16 protein-coding genes are annotated in these 19,472 nt (G+C 71.7%); 12 read left to right on the top strand and 4 right to left on the bottom strand.

All coding sequences use genetic code 11. The features are described 5' to 3' along the window. Nucleotides 1–22 precede the first annotated feature (22 nt). Complete coding sequence (locus OG520_RS29295; protein WP_399326028.1) at nt 23–1,828, top strand: phosphatidylglycerol lysyltransferase domain-containing protein; 1,806 nt, start codon at nt 23–25, stop codon at nt 1,826–1,828. Continuing rightward, a complete protein-coding gene (locus OG520_RS29290) occupies nt 1,825–2,586 on the top strand; it encodes a hypothetical protein (RefSeq protein ID WP_406015177.1) in 762 nt (253 codons plus the stop codon). The genes OG520_RS29295 and OG520_RS29290 overlap by 4 nt, the downstream gene beginning before the upstream one ends. On the opposite strand, the gene OG520_RS29285 is transcribed toward OG520_RS29290, so the two are convergent. Then, complete coding sequence (locus tag OG520_RS29285) at nt 2,487–3,248, bottom strand: hypothetical protein (RefSeq protein WP_399326032.1); 762 nt, start codon at nt 3,246–3,248, stop codon at nt 2,487–2,489. The genes OG520_RS29290 and OG520_RS29285 overlap by 100 nt on opposite strands. Nucleotides 3,249–3,336: 88 nt before the next feature. On the opposite strand from OG520_RS29285, the gene OG520_RS29280 reads away from it, so the two are divergent. Then, entirely contained in the window at nt 3,337–4,131 is a 795-nt protein-coding gene (locus OG520_RS29280; RefSeq protein ID WP_406015176.1) for an adenosylcobinamide-GDP ribazoletransferase, read from the top strand. Here OG520_RS29280 and OG520_RS29275 read toward each other — a convergent pair. After that, nucleotides 4,128–4,958, bottom strand: a complete 831-nt coding sequence (locus tag OG520_RS29275; RefSeq protein WP_406015175.1) for an endo alpha-1,4 polygalactosaminidase — start codon at nt 4,956–4,958, stop codon at nt 4,128–4,130. The two genes, OG520_RS29280 and OG520_RS29275, sit on opposite strands and share 4 nt — an antisense overlap. Nucleotides 4,959–5,216: 258 nt before the next feature. Between OG520_RS29275 and OG520_RS29270 the strand changes: the two genes are divergently transcribed. The 7 genes from OG520_RS29270 (at nt 5,217) to OG520_RS29240 (ending at nt 16,063) form a co-directional block, all read left to right on the top strand. After that, a complete protein-coding gene (locus OG520_RS29270) occupies nt 5,217–6,773 on the top strand; it encodes a leucyl aminopeptidase (RefSeq protein ID WP_406015174.1) in 1,557 nt (518 codons plus the stop codon). A 493-nt stretch (nt 6,774–7,266) separates the two neighbouring features. After that, a complete protein-coding gene (gene lpdA / locus OG520_RS29265) occupies nt 7,267–8,655 on the top strand; it encodes a dihydrolipoyl dehydrogenase (RefSeq protein ID WP_266420213.1) in 1,389 nt (462 codons plus the stop codon). 62 nt (nt 8,656–8,717) lie between these two features. Further along, nucleotides 8,718–10,595: a 2-oxoglutarate dehydrogenase, E2 component, dihydrolipoamide succinyltransferase gene (gene sucB / locus OG520_RS29260; protein WP_406015173.1), complete on the top strand. Its 1,878-nt coding sequence runs from the start codon at nt 8,718–8,720 to the stop codon at nt 10,593–10,595. 147 nt (nt 10,596–10,742) lie between these two features. Further along, nucleotides 10,743–11,366, top strand: coding sequence for a GntR family transcriptional regulator (locus tag OG520_RS29255; RefSeq protein ID WP_399326041.1), 624 nt, complete (start codon nt 10,743–10,745; stop codon nt 11,364–11,366). A gap of 255 nt (nt 11,367–11,621) precedes the next feature. Beyond that, complete coding sequence (aceE, locus tag OG520_RS29250; protein WP_406015172.1) at nt 11,622–14,291, top strand: pyruvate dehydrogenase (acetyl-transferring), homodimeric type; 2,670 nt, start codon at nt 11,622–11,624, stop codon at nt 14,289–14,291. 217 nt (nt 14,292–14,508) lie between these two features. Beyond that, nucleotides 14,509–15,480, top strand: a complete 972-nt coding sequence (locus OG520_RS29245) for a helix-turn-helix transcriptional regulator (protein ID WP_406015171.1) — start codon at nt 14,509–14,511, stop codon at nt 15,478–15,480. Nucleotides 15,481–15,541: 61 nt separating this feature from the next. Continuing rightward, nucleotides 15,542–16,063 (top strand): DUF4240 domain-containing protein, encoded by a 522-nt coding sequence (locus OG520_RS29240; protein ID WP_399326792.1) that lies wholly within the window; start codon nt 15,542–15,544, stop codon nt 16,061–16,063. Nucleotides 16,064–16,085: 22 nt separating this feature from the next. Here the strand turns inward: OG520_RS29240 and OG520_RS29235 are convergent, their stop codons facing one another. After that, nucleotides 16,086–16,856 (bottom strand): SDR family NAD(P)-dependent oxidoreductase, encoded by a 771-nt coding sequence (locus OG520_RS29235; RefSeq protein WP_399326047.1) that lies wholly within the window; start codon nt 16,854–16,856, stop codon nt 16,086–16,088. A 157-nt stretch (nt 16,857–17,013) separates the two neighbouring features. Here OG520_RS29235 and OG520_RS29230 point away from each other — a divergent pair, with 157 nt between their 5' ends. Next, on the top strand, nt 17,014–17,649 hold the full coding sequence (locus tag OG520_RS29230; protein ID WP_399326049.1) for a TetR/AcrR family transcriptional regulator: 636 nt from the start codon (nt 17,014–17,016) through the stop codon (nt 17,647–17,649). Between the two features lie 48 nt (nt 17,650–17,697). Here OG520_RS29230 and OG520_RS29225 read toward each other — a convergent pair whose 3' ends face one another. Next, nucleotides 17,698–18,225 carry a GNAT family N-acetyltransferase gene (locus tag OG520_RS29225; protein WP_406015170.1) on the bottom strand — a complete coding sequence of 176 codons (528 nt, stop codon included), beginning with the start codon at nt 18,223–18,225 and terminating at the stop codon, nt 17,698–17,700. Nucleotides 18,226–18,349: 124 nt separating this feature from the next. Here OG520_RS29225 and OG520_RS29220 point away from each other — a divergent pair, with 124 nt between their 5' ends. Continuing rightward, entirely contained in the window at nt 18,350–19,249 is a 900-nt protein-coding gene (locus tag OG520_RS29220) for a TIGR01777 family oxidoreductase (RefSeq protein WP_406015169.1), read from the top strand. Nucleotides 19,250–19,472 lie beyond the last annotated feature (223 nt).

Below are 19,472 nucleotides of genomic sequence, written 5' to 3'. Positions count from 1 at the left end.
ATGCACCATATGATCGCTTTTCATGGGAGAGGTCCGATTGTCCACCGAGGAATCCGGGCGGGACAGCGTCCGGTCACCGAGCACCGTCCGGTCACGGCGCAGCGCGGCATTCACCATCTGGTACCTGCGCGTCGTGTCGTTCATCAATTTCCTGAGCGCCGTCTGGGTCACTCTCGGCAACGATCTGCGCCGCCACAACACCGAGAACTACTTCACTCCCTATCTGCTCACCGCGGGCTTCTCCTCCGGGGTGGTCGCGCTCTTCCTGGCGGTCACCATGCGCCGCCGCAAGCGGGCCGCCTGGATCGTGAACATGGTGGTGAGCGGCTTGCTGCTGCTGCTCTTCGCCCTGGTGATCGGGTTCCCGGAGGTCCGGCGGTATCCGCAGAACTGGATCTCGCTGGCGCTGACCGCCGCCTTCGTCCTGGCCCTGGTCCTCGGGCGGCGCGAGTTCTACGCGAAGGGCGACCGGTCCAACCCGAAGCTGGCCGCCGTCGTCGCGGTCGGCGGGCTGCTGGTCACCTCGCTGATCGCCGCGGGCCTGGTCACCCTCACCAACACCGCGCCCCACGGCTACCGCGCGCCCTTCCTGGACCGCTGGCGCTACGGGGCGCTGAGGCTGGTCTCGGTCGCCGAGAACGACGCCGCCTTCCCCGGGATCACCACCCCGGGCTGGGTCAACGTCACCATCAACGTGCTCTCCACGCTGCTGCTGATCGCCGTCGTGTACGCGGCGTTCCGGGCCCGCCGGGCCGTCGACCCGATCACCCCCGAGGACGAGGCCCGGCTCCGGGCGCTGCTGGAGAAGCACGGCGAACGCGACTCGCTCGGCTACTTCTCGCTGCGCCGGGAGAAGAGCGTCATCTGGTCCCCCACCGGGAAGGCCGCCGTCACCTACCGGGTGGTGGGCGGGGTCTCGCTCGCCTCCGGCGACCCCATCGGCGATCCGGAGGCCTGGCCCGGGGCGATCGATCCGTGGCTGGCCGAGGCCCGCGAGCACGGCTGGATCCCTGCGGTGATGGGGGTGAGCGAGGAGGGCGGCACCGTCTACGCGCGGCACGGCCTGGACGCCCTGGAGCTGGGCGACGAAGCGATCGTGGAGACCGCCGAGTTCACCCTGGAGGGGCGGGCGATGCGGACCGTCCGCCAGGCGTACAACCGGGTCGGGCGCGCCGGGTACGACGTGACCGTCCGCCGCCATGCGGACATCCCCGAGGAGGAGATGGCCGAACTGGTGCGGCGCGCCGACGACTGGCGCGACGGGGCGACCGAACGCGGCTTCTCGATGGCGCTCGGCCGGCTCGGTGATCCGGCCGACGGGCAGTGCGTGATGCTCGAATGCCGTGACGCCCCGACCGGGGAGGGCGGCGCTCGGGGCGAGTTGCGCGCCGTGCTGAGCTTCGTCCCGTGGGGGCCGAACGGCCTTTCGCTGGACCTGATGCGCCGTGACCGGGACGCCGAGAACGGGCTGATGGAGTTCATGGTCATCGAGCTCCTCCAGCGCGCCGAGGAGATCGGGATCACCCAGGTCTCACTGAACTTCGCGATGTTCAGGTCCGTCTTCGAGCGGGGTTCGCGACTCGGTGCCGGACCGGTGCTGAGGCTGTGGCGTTCGATGCTCAGCTTCTTCTCGCGCTGGTGGCAGATCGAATCGCTGTACCGCGCCAACGCGAAGTACCGACCGATCTGGGAGCCACGTTTCATGCTGTTCGAGAAGAGCTCGGACCTGCTGCGTATCGGCGTCGCGGCGGGTCGTGCCGAAGGGTTCCTGGAGGCGCCCGGTCTGCCCAAGTGGCTGCACCGCTCGCACCTCGGGACCGATGGATGAGACCGGTGCCCGCGCTGTGCGGGGCAGCTCGCCACGAGTGGGGTCCGCTGCTGAGGGCCGTACGCGGAATGCTCGCCGCCGCACGGCTGCGGGCGATTCCGATGACGGTCGCCGCGGTCTGCCTGACGGCGCTGCTCCAGGTGGTGCAGAACCGGTCGTGGGGCTTCGGGGTGGTGCACGGCCTCGGGGCGGTGCGGGCCGAGGCCCCGTTGTGGGCGGCCCTGCTGCGTACGCCGTTGTCGCTGTTCGTGCCGGCGCTGGATCTGCCGGTCTGGGGAGCGCTGGTGCAGATCCTGATGGTGTTCGGGACCGCCGAGATCTGCCTGGGCCGGTGGCGCACGCTGCTGATCGCGTACGTGGCGACGCTGGCCGGGACGCTGTACGCGCGGATCGGTGTCGCGCTCGGCCCGGACGTGCTGTTCGGACTGCCGGTCTCGGACGCCCGGGTCGTCGACACCGGCCCGTCCGCGGCGGTGGTCGGCCTCGCCGTCTATGTCTGCTGCGTCTACCGGGCCCGCTTCACCGGGGCGCTGGTGATCGCGGCGATGGTGGTCGAGGTGGTCCTGAAGAACAATCTGGCGGGCAAGGAGCACCTGGTGGCGATCGGCGCGATCCTCGTGCTGTGCGTCCGCACGACGCGTCGGCACCAACGCCAGGATCAGGTCTTGCGTCCGGGGAGCGGCACCCGGTCCGGTGCGCCGCCGATCAGATCCTGGAATCTGCGCCGCGGGCCCACCCAGCGCACGTCGTGGTGGTAGGCGCGCAGCACCGACCGGGCGCGGGCCCGGTGACGGTTGCGATAGAAGCGCTTCGCCCACATCGATGTCGGCCGGGCCAGCCGGATCGCCCCGATCAGCGCGACGAACGGGACGAGCGTGCCGACGACCGCGAGCCGCGCCTTGCCCTTGAAGAGGGCGATCAGCACGAAGCAGAAGTTGACGACCAGGGTCAGGATCACGCCGAGTCTGCCCTGCTGCTCGTCGCTGCTCAGCTCGTTCACGCCGAGCGGTGAGAATCCGGCCAGCACCAGCAGCACCAGCGCCGCGGTGAGGACCACCACCTCCACGCTCTGGCGGCCCTGCTCGGTCCAGTACACGTCGTCGAGATGGAGGATCAGGGCGAATTCGTCCAGTACCAGCCCCGCGCCCGTGCCGAAGACCACGGCACAGACCCCCGCGGTGACGCCCTGCCGTCCGCTGGCGACCGCGCCGAAGCCGCCGACGACGCTCAGCACGACACCGGGGACCACGTGGTGGATGTGCATTCCGCCGGGTGTGATGTTGCGGAACGGGCCCTTGCCCGCCCGGATCATCCGGGTGATGACCCGGGTGATCGCGAAGGTGAGCACGAAGGCGGCCAGGGCGAGGAGCAGCGGCAGCTTTCCCGGCTCGACGATGTTCTGATCGAACCAGTGACCCATGCCACCCACTCCCGATATGCCGCTTCTGTCATGGTCTGTTGTGTTCCGAGCAATCTATCCGCCGGGCGTACCGATTAGCCTGCGCGCCGTGACCTCCCTGAACAGCCACGGCATCCGTTTCGCCTTCGGCACCCTGACCGTGCTCCCCGTCCGCGTCACCCGCTGGGACCGCGAGACCGCCCGCGCCGGGATGCTGTGCGCACCGCTCGCCGGCCTCGTCGTGGGCCTGCTCGCGGCGGTGCCCGGCGGCCTGTTGCTGCTGCTCGGCTCAGGGCCGCTGCTCGCCGCGGTCGCCTCGGCCGCCGTTCCCGCCGTGCTGACCCGGGGGCTGCATCTGGACGGTCTCGCGGACACCGCCGACGGCCTGGGCAGCGGCAAGCCCGCCGGCGACGCCCTGCGGATCATGAAGCAGTCGGACATTGGGCCATTCGGTGTGATCACCCTGCTGTTCGTGCTGCTGGCCCAGGTCGCGGCGCTCCATCAGCTGTACGGGCAGGGCTGGGCGTACGGCGCGGTGGCGGCGGCCGTCGCCGCGGTCACCGCCCGGCTCGCGCTCACCCTGGCTTCCCGCCGGGGCGTGCCGCCGGCCCGCCCGGAGGGGCTGGGCGCTGCGGTGGCGGGCACGGTCACGGTCCGGGGCGCGGTGGCGGTCGGGGCCGTGGTGGTCGCGGGCTGCGCGGGGGCCGGTGCGCTCCTCGGCGGCTACGGGGCGCTGCGCCACGCGCTGGCCGCGGTGGCCGCGCTCGGTCTCGCCCAGCTCCTGCTGCGGCACTGCGTGCGGCGCTTCGGCGGGGTGACCGGCGATGTCTTCGGCGCGCTGGCGGAAACGGCGGCGACGACGGCCCTGGTGGTCCTGACGTTCGGTCAGGCACCGGTCCTTTAGGCGCGGGCCTCCGGACACTCCTGGCGCCACACGCCCAGTTCGTACTTCTTCAGCAGCGAGCTGAGCCCCAGCCGCCGCGACCCGGCGCAGAACCGGCTGACGGGCAGCTCGTACTCGACGTGGAAGACGGCCTTGCCCGCCTTCACGAACGGGGTGAGCTTCCCGCACTCCTCGTACTGCGCGCACTGCTCGTTGACCGCGAAGTCGAAGTCCGGCTCCAGCTCCGGGATCTGCCCGAGGTCGTTCTTCAGGCCGACGGCGAGCCCGTGGCGGTGGGCGATCCGGGCGATGAGCCGGTTGTAGCGCAACTGGTCGGCGGCGGTCAGCGGGAAGCCGGTGCGGTTGCGGTAGCCGTCCATGTTGTCGGGCTCCACCGCGTCGAAGCCCTTCTCCGCGCACATCTCGATCCGCCGCTCCATCAGCGGTTCGAGGACGTCCGTGCGACGGATGTCGAGCCAGTACTCCCCCTCCCAGCCGTTGCCCTTGCCCCGTACCGACGCGGGGAACTTCCCGGCGTCCGGGCGGAAGTCCTCCCAGGCGCCGGTGGAGAGGTAGCAGATCACCTTGCGGCCCCGGTGGTGCAGATCGCCGACCGCCGAGGCCTGGTGGTCGAAGCCGTCGATGTCGTACACCGGGACGTCCACCGTCGGGTCCAGCCGGCCCGAGAGCTGCCACTGCCAGCCGATGCCCGGCTCCGGCCGCCAGCGGCCCTTCCCGGAGGGTTCCGGCGCCGACGTGCAGCAGGCCAGCAGGGTCAGCAGAATCAGTACGGCGACGGGCAGCGACCGGCCGCTTCCCGTCCGGCGTGCGGCCCCACGGACGTGCATGGTTCTCCCCTGTCGTTCCGGCACCGCCAACGACCCTATGTCCACGTCCGGTTCCCGCTCCACGGGCCCCGGACCGGACGCCCGGGACCGCGGCCGGGGCTCCACATCGGGCCACCGACGGCCCGCCGCCGTGATCCCGCAGCAATGGCGCGCGTAGGCTCATTCCCGGCGCATTGCGGCGGCGTCTACGATGCGCCGGGCACGGTCGGCCCACCCCTCGACCGACAACGAACTCAACGGAAGCGAGATTTCACCACCGTGACTGCTCTCACTCTCAGCACTGCCGGTGCGGCGACGCTGCGCGCCGACGCACTCGTCGTCGGCGTCGCCAAGGGCGCTGGATCCAAGTCTGGGGACCTGGTCCTCGCACCGGGCGCCGAGGCCGTGGACAAGGCGTTCGACGGAAAGCTCGCCACCGTCCTGAAGGCCCTGGGCGCCGCGGGTGCCGAGGGCGAGGTGACCAAGCTCCCCGCACCCGACGGCCTCAAGGTCCCGGTCGTCATCGCGGTCGGGCTCGGCTCCGTCCCTGCGAAGGACGAGGCGTACGACAGCGAGGCGCTGCGCCGGGCCGCGGGCTCGGCCGCCCGTGCCCTGACCGGCTCGAAGAAGGCCGGCTTCGCGCTGCCCCTCGCGTCCGCCGAGGACGCCGAGGCGGTCGCCGAGGGCGCGCTCCTGGGCGCGTACGCCTTCACCGCGTACCAGGGCGGCGAGGACAAGCTCGCCCCCAAGGGCAAGAAGAACGGCAACGGCGCGAAGCTCCCGCTCGGCGAGGTCGCCCTGCTCGGCGCCAAGCCGCGCGACAAGGCGTTCAAGGCGGCCGCCGAGCGCGCCGTCGCGGTGGCCGAGGAGATCAACCGCGCCCGCGACCTGATCAACACCCCGCCGAACGACCTGTACCCCGAGTCCTTCGCCGCCGTGGCCACCACCGCGGGCAAGGAGCACGGCATCAAGGTGCAGGTCCTGGACGAGAAGGCGCTCGTCAAGGGCGGCTTCGGCGGTCTGCTGGGCGTCGGCCAGGGCTCGACCCACGGCCCGCGTCTGGTGAAGCTCGCCTACACGCACCCGAAGGCGGAGAAGACCCTGGCCCTGGTCGGCAAGGGCATCACCTACGACTCGGGCGGCATCTCGCTGAAGCCGGCCGGCCACAACGAGACGATGAAGTGCGACATGAGCGGCGCCGCCGCCGTGTTCGCGACCGTCGTCGCGGCCGCCCGCCTCGGTCTCCAGGTCAACGTCACCGGCTGGCTGGCGCTCGCCGAGAACATGCCGTCGGGCAACGCCACCCGCCCCGGTGACGTGCTGCGCATGTACAGCGGCAAGACCGTCGAGGTCCTCAACACGGACGCCGAGGGCCGGCTCGTCCTCGCCGACGCGCTGACCCGCGCCTCCGAGGAGAACCCGGACGCGATCGTCGACGTGGCGACCCTGACCGGCGCGATGGTGCTGGCGCTGGGCAACCGCACCTTCGGCATCATGGCGAACGACGACGCCTTCCGTACCTCCATCCACGAGATCGCCGAGGAGGTCGGCGAGGCCTCCTGGCCGATGCCGCTCCCCGCCGACCTGCGCAAGGGCATGGACTCCCCGACCGCCGACATCGCCAACATGGGCGAGCGGATGGGCGGCGGCCTGGTGGCCGGTCTGTTCCTGCAGGAGTTCGTGGGCGAGGGCATCGCCTGGGCGCACCTGGACATCGCCGGCCCGGCCTTCCACGAGGGCGCACCGTACGGCTACACGCCGAAGGGCGGCACCGGTTCCGCGGTCCGCACGCTGGTGAAGCTGGCCGAGCGCACCGCGGCCGGAGACCTCGGCTGAGCGCCTGTCGGGTGACCTCGGACCGGAAAAGCGGACGCGGTCTGGTGCGTGCGGTTCCAAGGCGGAGGAGGGAGTCGACGCGGAGCGTTGGCCACCGACGACAACGCGGGAAGCGTGCGTGCCAGGGCGTGGCCGCCCGGTCGGAGGTCACCCGACAGGCTCTGAGGCCTCGACCGTGACATACGGCCCCGGGCATGGGCCCGGGGCCGTACGTGTTGCTCCGATGACATCGCCGCACGGATCCGGCCGGTTTCGCTCTCGACGAAATCAGTAGGGGTCTACGCGGCGGTAACCCCCTGAGACGGATGATCGTCCGTCTCAGACCCGGGCCCCGCGTCCCGCTCACCGTCAACAAGTGCGAAGATGGGTTCTCGGCAGGACAGGGCCCCCACCACAGGGCCGAATAACAAAAGCGGCCGAACACCAGCCGACCGGCCGGTCATCCCCCAGCGACGGGGCCCGGCGTACGGCGCACATGCATGGAGGACGTGACGTGGCGAACGACGCCAGCACCGTTTTCGACCTAGTGATCCTCGGCGGTGGTAGCGGCGGTTACGCCGCGGCCCTGCGCGGAGCGCAGCTGGGCCTGGACGTCGCTCTGATCGAGAAGGGCAAGGTCGGCGGCACCTGCCTGCACAACGGTTGTATCCCCACGAAGGCCCTGCTGCACGCCGGTGAGATCGCCGACCAGGCGCGCGAGGCCGGCCAGTTCGGCGTCAAGGCCACCTTCGAGGGCATCGACATCGACGCCGTCCACAAGTACAAGGACGACGTGATCTCGGGCCTGTACAAGGGTCTGCAGGGTCTCATCGCCTCGCGCAAGGTCACCTACATCGAGGGTGAGGGACGGCTCTCCTCCCCCACCTCGGTGGATGTGAACGGCCAGCGCGTCCAGGGCCGCCACGTGCTGCTCGCGACCGGCTCCGTGCCGAAGTCGCTGCCGGGCCTGGAGATCGACGGCAACCGCATCATCTCGTCGGACCACGCGCTGAAGCTGGACCGCGTCCCGAAGTCCGCGATCGTGCTGGGCGGCGGCGTCATCGGCGTCGAGTTCGCCTCGGCGTGGACGTCCTTCGGCACCGACGTGACGATCATCGAGGGCCTGAAGCACCTCGTCCCGGTCGAGGACGAGAACAGCTCGAAGCTTCTTGAGCGCGCCTTCCGCAAGCGCGGCATCAAGTTCAACCTCGGTACGTTCTTCCAGAGCGCCGAGTACACGCAGGACGGCGTCCGCGTGACCCTCGCCGACGGCAAGACCTTCGAGGCCGAGGTGCTGCTGGTCGCCATCGGCCGCGGCCCGGTCTCGCAGGGCCTGGGCTACGAGGAGGCCGGCGTCGCGATGGACCGCGGCTACGTCCTCGTCGACGAGTACATGCAGACCAACGTGCCCACCATCTCGGCCGTGGGTGACCTGGCCCCGACGCTCCAGCTCGCGCATGTCGGCTTCGCCGAGGGCATCCTGGTGGCGGAGCGGCTGGCCGGTCTGAAGACCGTTCCGATCGATTACGACGGTGTCCCGCGGGTGACGTACTGCCACCCCGAGGTCGCCTCCGTGGGCATCACCGAGGCCAAGGCCAAGGAGCTCTACGGCGCGGACAAGGTCGTCGCTCTGAAGTACAACCTCGCGGGCAACGGCAAGAGCAAGATCCTCAAGACCGCGGGCGAGATCAAGCTCGTCCAGGTCAAGGACGGTGCCGTGGTCGGCGTCCACATGGTCGGTGACCGTATGGGCGAGCAGGTCGGCGAAGCCCAGCTGATCTACAACTGGGAGGCGCTGCCCGCCGAGGTCGCGCAGCTCATCCACGCCCACCCGACCCAGAGCGAGGCGCTCGGCGAGGCCCACCTGGCCCTGGCCGGCAAGCCCCTGCACTCCCACGACTGATCCAGTCGACCGGGCGCGACGACCGACCCACTTCCGCACTTTCGTAAGGAGCAACTGAAACCATGTCGGTTTCCGTAACCCTTCCGGCGCTCGGCGAGAGCGTCACCGAGGGAACTGTCACCCGCTGGCTGAAGGCCGAGGGCGAGCGCGTCGAGGCCGACGAGCCGTTGCTCGAGGTTTCGACCGACAAGGTCGACACCGAGATCCCGGCCCCCGCGGCCGGCATCCTGGCCGCCATCAAGGTCGCCGAGGACGAGACCGTCGAGGTCGGCGCCGAGCTGGCCGTCATCGACGACGGCACGGGTGCCCCCGCGGCCGCCGCGGCTCCGGCCGCCGAGCCCGCGGCCGCCCCGGCCCCGGCGCCGGTCGCCGAGGCCCCCGCCGCCGCTCCGGCCCCCGCGGCCGAGGCTCCGGCCGCCGCACCGGCCGGTGGCGCCGCCGGTACCGACGTCACCCTTCCGGCGCTCGGCGAGAGCGTCACCGAGGGCACCGTCACCCGCTGGCTGAAGGAGGTCGGCGAGGAGGTCACGGAGGACGAGCCCCTCCTGGAGGTCTCCACGGACAAGGTCGACACCGAGATCCCGGCCCCGGTTTCCGGTGTGCTGCTGGAGATCGTCGTCGCCGAGGACGAGACCGCCGAGGTCGGCGCCAAGCTCGCCGTCATCGGTGCCGCCGGCGCCGCTCCGGCCGCTGCCCCGGCCCCGGCCGCTCCGGCACCCGCCGCCGCTCCGGCACCCGCCGCCGCTCCGGCACCCGCCGCCGCTCCGGCACCCGCCGCCGCCCCGGCTCCGGCTCCGGCTCCGGCTCCGGCTGCCCCGGCTCCCGCTCCGGCCCCGGCCGCTCCCGCTCCGGCTCCGGCCCCGGCCGCTCCCGCTCCGGCTCCGGCCCCGGTGGCGCCCGCCGCCCCGGTCGCCGCTCCGGCTCCGGTGGCCCCGGCCGCTCCGGCGCCGGTCGCCGCCCCGGCTCCGGTCACCCCGGTCGCCCCTGCCGCGCCCTCCGGTGACGACGGCGCGTACGTCACGCCGCTGGTCCGCAAGCTCGCCGCCGAGAACGGCGTCGACCTGGGCGCGGTCAAGGGCACCGGCGTCGGTGGCCGCATCCGCAAGCAGGACGTCGTCGCCGCCGCGGAGGCCGCCAAGGCCGCCGCTGCCGCCCCGGCCCCCGCCGCCGCTGCTGCTCCGGCCGCCTCCAAGGCGCCGAAGCTGGAGGCCTCCCCGCTGCGCGGTCAGACGGTCAAGATGACCCGCATGCGCAAGGTCATCGGCGACAACATGATGAAGGCGCTGCACTCGCAGGCCCAGCTGACCTCGGTCGTCGAGGTCGACATCACCAAGCTGATGAAGCTGCGCAACCAGGCGAAGGCCGCGTTCGCCGCCCGTGAGGGCGTCAAGCTGTCCCCGATGCCGTTCTTCGTGAAGGCGGCGGCCCAGGCGCTGAAGGCCCACCCGGTCGTCAACGCCCGGATCAACGAGGACGAGGGCACCATCACGTACTTCGACTCGGAGAACATCGGCATCGCCGTGGACGCCGAGAAGGGTCTGATGACCCCGGTCATCAAGGGTGCGGGCGACCTGAACATCGCCGGTATCTCGAAGAAGACCGCCGAGCTGGCCGGCAAGGCCCGCGGCGGCGGCCTGACGCCGGACGACATGTCCGGTGCCACCTTCACCGTCAGCAACACCGGCTCGCGCGGTGCGCTGTTCGACACCGTCATCGTGCCCCCGAACCAGGCAGCCATCCTGGGCATCGGTGCCACGGTCCGCCGCCCGGTGGTCATCGACCACCCGGACCTCGGCGAGACGATCGCGGTGCGCGACATGACGTACCTCTCGCTCTCCTACGACCACCGTCTGGTGGACGGCGCGGACGCCGCCCGTTACCTGACCTCGGTCAAGGCGATCCTGGAGGCCGGTGAGTTCGAGGTCGAGCTCGGCCTCTGAGCACCGCGGCTGTAACCAGCCTCACCAGCGGCGCCCCCGTCCGGAACACTTCCGGACGGGGGCGCCGCCGTATTGTCTAGACACCACCGGTCGCCCCGGCAATCGTGATGGTGCGGACAGCACCGGTTTGCCCCGAAGGAGCCCCTCATGACCCCGCCCGTCGTCCACTCGCTGCGCGAACAGATCCGCGAGCACATCGTGGACGGGATCGTCAGCGGGCGCTGGAAACCGGGTGAGCGGATCGTGGAGCGCCGGATCGCCACCGAGCTGGAGGTCAGCCAGACGCCCGTGCGCGAGGCGCTGCGGGAGCTGGAGACGCTCCGGCTGATCGAGTCGGCGCCCAACAAGGGCGTACGGGTCCGCAATCTCACCGCCGCCGATCTGGAGGAGAGCTACCCCGTGCGGGCCGGTCTGGAGCAGATCGCGGCGGAGCTGGCGGCTCCGTCCCTCGGCGAGGACTGCTCGCGCCTCACACCGCATGTGACGGCGCTCTACGCGGCGGACCGGCTGGCCGACGGCGAGGCGCAGGTGCGGCACACCGTGGGCTTCCACCGCGAGATGGTGCGGGCCGCCGGGAACGCGGTGCTGCTGCACACCTGGGAGGGGCTGGGCATCGAGGTGTTCACCGCCCTGTCGATCCGGTGGCTGGGCACGGTGCAGAAGTCGTACGCCGAGGAGCACGAGGCGCTCATCGAGGCGTTCCTGCGCAAGGACCCGGACATCGGGGTACTGGTCAAAGCACACGTGCTCGGCTGCGCGCCGCGCGCCTGAGAGCCGTACGCATCTGTCGCGAGGGGCGCTCGCCTGTGCAGGCGGGTGCCCCTTTTAGGTGCTAAATCCCGTCACTCCGTGCCCCGTTTCACGGCACCGCATGCCACTTTCTTCATATCGAGAAGTTTTGCCCTTCATCCTTTGATCGATCATCGATCGGCGCCTTACAGTTCATTCGCGGGCCCACCGGCCCCATCGCCCTGTCCTGCCAGTCAGGGCCTTCTCCACCCCCCTCCACTCCGGAAGGCGGCGATCATGACCGACCCCGTAGGAAAGCTTCCGAGCGAGCTCGACCAGCTCCCGGACCGTGACCCCGAGGAGACCGCCGAATGGGCGGCCTCCCTGGATGCCGTCACCAAGGCCGCGGGCCCGCACCGCGCCGCGTACCTGATGCGCCGCTCGCTCGAGCACGCCGAGGGCGCCGGTCTCGCGCTGCCCAAGCTGCTGGAGACCGATTACGTCAACTCCATCCCGACCGCCGCCGAGCCCGCGTTCGACGGCGATCTGGAGATGGAGTCCAGGATCACCGCCTGGAACCGCTGGAACGCGGCCGCGATGGTCACCCGCGGCGCCCGGTTCGGCGTCGGCGGCCACATCGCCACCTTCGCCTCGGCGGCCTGGCTGTACGAGACCGGCTTCAACCACTTCTTCCGCGGCAAGGAGGGGGACGGCTCCGGCGACCAGCTCTACATCCAGGGCCACGCCTCCCCCGGCATCTACGCCCGCGCCTTCCTCGACGGCCGACTGAGCGAGCAGCAGCTCGACAATTTCCGCCAGGAGGCGGGCGGCGACGGTCTGCCGTCCTACCCGCACCCGCGGCGGCTGCCCTGGCTGTGGGAGTTCCCCACCGTGTCGATGGGCCTCGGCCCGCTCTCGGCGATCTACCAGGCGCGCTTCAACCGCTACCTCGCCAACCGCAACATCAAGAACACGTCGAACTCGCACGTCTGGGCCTTCCTCGGCGACGGCGAGATGGACGAGCCCGAGTCGACCGCCGCCCTCGCCCTCGCGGCCCGTGAGCGGCTCGACAACCTGACCTTCGTCATCAACTGCAACCTGCAGCGCCTCGACGGCCCGGTCCGCGCCAACTTCCGCGTGGTCCAGGAGCTGGAGGGCGCGTTCCGCGGCGCCGGCTGGAACGTCGTCAAGACGCTCTGGGGCAACGCCTGGGACGAGCTGTTCCGGCTGGACACCACCGGTGCGCTGGTCCGCCGGCTCCGGGAGGTCCCGGACGCGCAGTTCCAGACGTACGCCACCCGCGACGTCGCGTACATCCGCGAGCACTTCTTCGGCGCCGAGCCCGCGCTCGCCGAGCTGGCCAAGCTGCTCACCGACGCGAAGATCGCCGAGTGCTTCTACACCTCGCGCGGCGGCCACGAGGCCCGCAAGGTGTACGCGGCGTACAAGGCCGCCGTCGAGCACAAGGGCGCGCCGACCGTGATCCTCGCCCAGACGGTGAAGGGCTTCACGCTCGGCAAGGGCTTCGAGTCCAAGAACGCCAACCACCAGATGAAGAAGCTGTCCGTCGACGAGTTCAAGGACATGCGCGAGCTGCTCGGACTCCCGATCCCCGACAGCGCCTTCGTCGACGGCCTGGTGCCCTACGGCCACCCGGGCGCCGACTCCCCCGAGGTCCGTTACCTCCAGGAGCGCCGCGCCGCCCTCGGCGGTCCCGCCCCGGCCCGCCGGACGCACGCCGTGGCGCTGCCCCAGCCCGAGGAGCGCGCGTTCGCCGCGCTGAAGAAGGGCTCCGGCAAGCAGGAGATGGCCACCACCATGGCCTTCGTGCGCCTGGTCAAGGACCTGATGCGGGACAAGGAGACCGGCAGGCGCTGGGTTCCGATCGTCCCGGACGAGGCCCGTACGTTCGGTATGGAGTCGCTGTTCCCGTCGGCCGGTATCTACTCGCCGCTGGGCCAGACGTACGATCCGGTCGACCGCGACCAGCTGATGTACTACAAGGAGGCCAAGGACGGCCAGATCCTCAACGAGGGGATCACCGAGGCCGGGGCCATGGCCGACTTCATCGCCGCCTCGACGTCGTACGCGACGCACGGCGAGACGATGATCCCCTTCTACATCTTCTACTCGATGTTCGGCTGGCAGCGGACCGGCGACCAGTTCTGGCAGCTCGCCGACCAGCTGGGCAAGGGCTTCATCGTCGGTGCCACGGCGGGCCGTACGACGCTGACCGGCGAGGGCCTCCAGCACGCGGACGGCCACTCGCACCTGATCGCGTCCACGAACCCGGCGTCGCTCAACTACGACCCGGCGTTCGCGTACGAGATCGCCGTGATCGTCAAGGACGGTCTGCGGCGGATGTACGGCCCCGAGGCCGAGAACGTCTTCTACTACCTGACGGTCTACAACGAGCCGAAGCCGCAGCCCGCGATGCCGGAGGGCGTCGAGGAGGGCATCGTCAAGGGCCTGTACCGCTTCAAGGAGGGCACCCCGGCCTCGGCCGACGCCCCGCGGGTCCAGCTGCTGGCCTCCGGTACGGCGATCCACTGGGCCCTTCAGGCGCAGGAGCTGCTGGCCGCGGACTGGGGGGTCACGGCCGACGTCTGGTCCGCCACCTCCTGGGGCGAGCTGCGCCGCGAGGCTCTGGAGTGCGACGAGGCGCTGCTCCGGGGTGAGCAGCGGGTGCCGTACGTGACCCAGGCGCTGGAGGGCGCACCGGGTCCGGTCGTCGCGGTCAGCGACTGGATGCGTCAGGTGCCGGACCAGATCAGCCAGTGGGTGGAGCAGGACTGGTCCTCGCTCGGCACGGACGGCTTCGGCCTCTCCGACACCCGCGACGCGGCCCGCCGCCACTTCGGCGTCGACGCGCAGTCGGTCACGGTCGCGGCCCTGGCCCAGCTGGCCCGCCGCGGCGAGGTGACCGCCTCCGCGGTCAAGGAGGCCCGGGAGCGGTACGGGCTCTGACGGCCCGGAAGACGGGGTCCGGGCCCGCCCCGGCCCCCGTCCCGCCCGTCCGGCGCAGGCTCTGTCCTCGAACGCCGGACGGGCTTGTTCTGCCTCCGGAGCCGGCACGATCAAGCCCGTCGGCGATCGAGGACACCTTTTGAGCCCGGCCGGCGCTTGAGGCCACCGCCCCCGGGCCCGGGGAACACGCACCGCGTACCGCGGCCACAATGGCCGCATGCGCGCTGCCCGTCTCATCAGAATGGTGCTGCTCCTGCAGTCCCGTCCCGCCATGACCGCCGCCGAGCTCGCCCGGGAGCTGGAGGTGTCCGAGCGGACCGTGACCCGGGACGCGCAGGCGCTCTCGGAAGCGGGTGTCCCGGTGTACGCGGACCGGGGCCGGGCCGGGGGCTACCGACTGGTCGGCGGTTACCGCACCCGCCTCACCGGCCTCGCCCGTGACGAGGCCGAGGCGCTCTTCCTCTCCGGACTGCCGTCCGCCCTGCGCGAGATGGGCCTGGAGGACGCCGCGTCCGCCGCCCGGCTCAAGGTGTCGGCGGCCCTGCTGCCCTCGCTGCGGGACGCCTCCGACAGTGCCGGCCGGCGCTTCCACCTGGACGCTCCCGGCTGGTACCAGGAACCGGTCACCCCCGAACTGCTGCCGGCCGTCGCCGAGGCCGTCTGGGGCGACCGGATCGTCCGTGCCCGCTATCGCCGGGGCGGCCGGGACGGCGATGTGGAGCGGGAGATGGCACCGCACGGGCTCGTCCTGAAGGCCGGGGTCTGGTACGTCTGCGCCCGGGTGGGAGACGACTTCCGGGTGTACCGGATCGACCGGTTCTCGGCCGTGACGGTGTCCGACGAGCGGTTCGAGCGCGACGAGCGGTTCGATCTGCCGGGCTTCTGGGACGAGCGGGCCGCCCAGTTCGCCCGTTCGCTCCTGCGGACCGAGGTGACGGTGCGGGTGTCGCCGGAGGGTGTACGCCGACTGCCGCACACCATGGACCGTTCGGCGGTCCACGAAGCCCTGGAGGCGGCCGGCCCGCCCGATGCCGGGGGGTGGCTCACGGTCACCCTGCCGGTCGAGTCCGACGAGGTCGCCTACAGCCAACTGCTGGCCCTGGGGCCGGAGTCGGAGGTCCTGGAGCCGGCCGCTCTGCGGGACCGTTTCGCCGCGGCCGCCGAACGCCTGCGCGAGCTCTATCGCTGAGGGCTTCTTTTCCCCGCGTCCGCGTGCGTCGCCTGCCGCCAGGGCCGATGCTTGACCCGTGATGGACGAGACGGAGTTCTGGGAGCTCATCGACAGCTCCCGCGCGGCCGCCGAGGGCGACCCCGAGGATCAGGCCGACCTGCTCGTCGAACGGCTGGTGCGGCTCGATCCGGATGCGGTGCTGGACTTCGCCAGGCACTTCGAGGCCCGTTTCAACCGCGCCTACCGCTGGGATCTGTGGGGCGCCGCCGCCGTGCTGCTCGGTGGCGCGAGCGACGACGCCTTCGACTTCTTCCGCTGCTGGCTGATCGGCCAGGGCCGGGAGATCTTCGAGGGCGCCCTGCACGACCCGGACGGCCTCGCCGGTCTCCTCGACGACTTCGACGAGGAGATCGACGGGGACGCCGAGGATCTCGGCTACGCGGCCGACGAGGCGTACGAACAGCTCACCGGCGTGGTCGCCCCGGACCTCGGCCTGCCGCCCCAGGCCGCCGAGCCCGAGGGCACCCCCGTGAGCTTCGAGGACGAGGCGGCCCTGGCGGAGCGCTTCCCCTCGCTCTGGGAACGGTTCGGGCCGGGCTGACCGGTGCTCCCCCGCCGTCGCGTCAGAAGTGGGTTCCGCCGTCGATCCGGATCTCCGTACCGGTGATGAACGCCCCGTCCCGGGAGCCGAGCATCGCGACGACGCCGGCGACGGTGTCCGGGCTGGCGAAGCCCGCCCCGAGCGCCGGGGACAGCTTCATGAAGAGCGACATGTCGGCGTCGGCGGGCAGCCCCGGCCCGTTGCCGCTGGTCATGTCGGAGGAGATCGAGCCGGGCGCGACGGCGACGAACCGCAGCCCCTGCTTGCTGTACTCGCTCGCCAGCGCGTGCGTCATCGACTGGATACCGCCCTTGCTCGCCGCGTACGCCGACATGTACGGGTGCGCGAAGCTCGCCGAGGTGGAGGAGAAGTTCACGACGGCCGGCTCGTCGCCCGCCAGCAGGGCCGGTATCGCCTCGCGGATCATCAGGAACGTACCCGTGAGGTTGACCGCGATGATCTTGTTGAAAAACTCCAGCGATGTCTTGTGGGTGTGCTCGGAACGCAGGATTCCGGCCGCGTTGACCAGGACGTCGAGCCCGCCGAGGGTCTCCACGGCGGAGGCCACGCCCGCCCGGACCGCGGCCTCGTCCGAGATGTCCAGGACGAGAGTGGTGAGGCGCCCGGCGGTGCCGTTCGCCACGGCCGTGTCGTGGGTGGCCTTCAGGCCGGCCTCGTTGACGTCGGCCGCGACGACGTGGCCGCCCTCGGCGAGGACGCGGTGGACGGTGGCCTGCCCGATGCCGGAGCCGCCTCCGGTGATGAGTACGCGGCGGCCTTCGTAGCGGTTCATGTCTGTATCTCTCCCGATCCCGGTGACTGCTGTCCCGAAGCGTCTCGGCGGCGCCCCGATGACGTCCCGATCAATGTCCACCGTACGCCTGGATGGCACGTTTTGCCATGACGGCGTTTCGCGCACACCTCTCCCCTGCCGGGGTAATCTCCTGGGAATGAGCACCGAGCCGACCCAGCCGTCCCTCACCGAGCGCCGCAAGGCGGCGACCCAGCTGGACATCGCGCGCGCCGCGGCCTCGCTCTTCGCCGAGCGGGGCCCCGACGGCACCACGGCGGAGGACATCGCCCGCCGGGCGGGCGTGGCACTGCGCACCTTCTACCGCTACTTCCGCTCCAAGCAGGACGCGGTGGGTCCGCTGCTCTCCGGCGGCGCCGAGCGCTGGCGGGCACTGCTGGAAGCGGCCGAGCCCGGGGACCCGCTCGCCGGGATCCTGGAGCGGGCGGTCACCGAGGCGCTCCGGGCGCCGGGCGCGGACGGCGCCGAACAGCTCGGCTGGACGCGCGGGCTGCTGCGGGCCGCGGCGGACGACCCGGCGCTGCGTGCCGTCTGGTACCGGGTCAATCAGGATTCGGAGGAGCGGCTGCTGCCGGTGCTGACCCGGCTGGCGGGCGACGGGGCGGACCCGCTGGAGGTCCGGCTCGCCGCGGCCGCCGCCACGGACGCGGTACGTGTCGCGCTGGAGGCCTGGGCGGCGACGGACGCGCCGCCGACCGGGCCCGGCTCACCCGCCGATCTGGCGGTGCGCTGCCTGCACGAACTCATCGGCGGCATGCGGCTGTTCAAGGGCTGAGCAGGGAGCGAGAGCCGGTCCGGACCGATCCGCCGGACAGTCCCCGGGTCACGGGGCGAGCGAGCGGCCCATGAGTATGTCGTCGACGTAACGCCCGTCCAGGAAGAACTCACCGGGCAGCACGCCCTCGACGACGAACCCCTCCGACTCGTACAGGGCGCGCGCGGGCGCGTTGTGCCCGAGCACCCGCAGGGTCACCCGGTTCGCCCCGTCACCGCGGGCGGTCGCGAAGGCGGCCCGCAGCAGGGCCCTGGCGACGCCGCGGCCGCGCGCCCAGCCGGCTACGGCGAGGCCCTGTATCTGCTGGACGTGGGCGTTGCAGGCCAGCGGGGTCGCAGGGACCAGCCTGAGGTATCCGGCCGGGCGCAGCTCGCCCGCGTCGTCCCGCGCCTCGGCCACCAGGAGGTCCTCGGGCCGGTGGCGCTCGTCGAAGAACGGCGCGTACGGCGGCTGCGGCCTGGGCATCACGGCGTGCAGCGTCGACCAGGTGGCGCGGTCGAGTTCACCGAGCGCGGCTTCGTCATGGAGGGCGGCGGGACGGACGGAACAGGCAGGGTGCGCGGGGTTCTCGGGCATGCGCGTCACTGTGCCACGGCACCCCTCGCCCGGTCAGCCGCATTTCGCCCTCGCCGCACCGAGGAGACGAGGGCTGTCGGCCCGGCAGCTGGGCCCGGCCGGGCCGCTGGGGCAGGATGGACCCATGCTGCCCTCCCGTATCGCTGTCACCGGAGCATCCGGACTCATCGGAGCGGCGCTGGTGCGTTCGCTGCGGGCCGACGGGCACGAGGTGGTGCGCCTCGTACGGCATCCCGCGCGGGCCGGCGACGAGGTGGAGTGGGATCCCGGACGGGGGTACGTCGACGTGGCGGGCCTGGTCGGCTGCGACGCCGTCGTCCACCTCGCCGGGGCCGGGGTCGGTGACCACCGCTGGACAGCGGCGTACAAGCGGGAGATCCGGGACAGCCGGGTACTGGGGACGGCGGCGATCGCCGAGGCCGTCGCCTCGCTGGACGTACCGCCGAAGGTGCTGCTGTCCGGGTCGGCGATCGGCTACTACGGCGACACCGGGGACCGCGCCGTCGACGAGAGCGCCCCGGCCGGCGAGGGCTTCCTGCCGTCCGTCTGCGTGGAGTGGGAGGCGGCCACGGCAGCCGCCCAGGAGGCGGGCGTACGGACGGTGCACGCGCGCACCGGTCTGGTCGTCGCCCGCGAGGGCGGCGCCTGGGGCCGGCTCTTCCCGCTGTTCCGAGCGGGGCTCGGCGGCCGGCTGGGCAACGGGCGCCAGTACTGGAGCTTCATCGCGCTGCACGACGAGGTCGCGGCACTGCGCCACATCCTGGACACCGAGTCGCTGTCGGGTCCGGTGAACCTGACCGGACCCGACCCCGTCACCAACAGCGAGGTGACGGCCGCGATGGGGCGGGTGCTGCACCGCCCCACGCTCTTCACGGCCCCGGCACCGGCCCTGCGGATCGCCCTGGGGGACTTCGCGGAGGATGTGCTGGCCAGCCAGCGGGTGCTGCCGGGTCGGTTGCTGGACTCGGGCTTCGTGTTCGCCTTCCCGGGAATCGACGGGGCGATCCGCGCGGCGCTGGGCTGAGCGCGCCGCAAGAGCACCGGCACTCGCCGGACCTCCTCCCGCGCGCCGCCGGTCGGCACACCCTCCGCGAAATCGGACGGACATGCGACCCCGTGCAACGGTGCCCCGGGTGCGCGCGACTGCGTCTTCACCGGCCACCCTCCTAGCCTCCTTGCGAACTCGGGCATTCCGGGGGCCTGTTGGGGGCAAGAGCCTCCCAGCAGTTGCGCCGACTCGGGGAGGG

Origin of the sequence: Streptomyces sp. NBC_00984 (assembly GCF_045162475.1) — a bacterium.
Lineage (GTDB): Bacteria > Actinomycetota > Actinomycetes > Streptomycetales > Streptomycetaceae > Streptomyces.
Note: the sequence above shows the minus strand (reverse complement) of the source record. Positions and strands in the feature narration are given on the sequence as shown.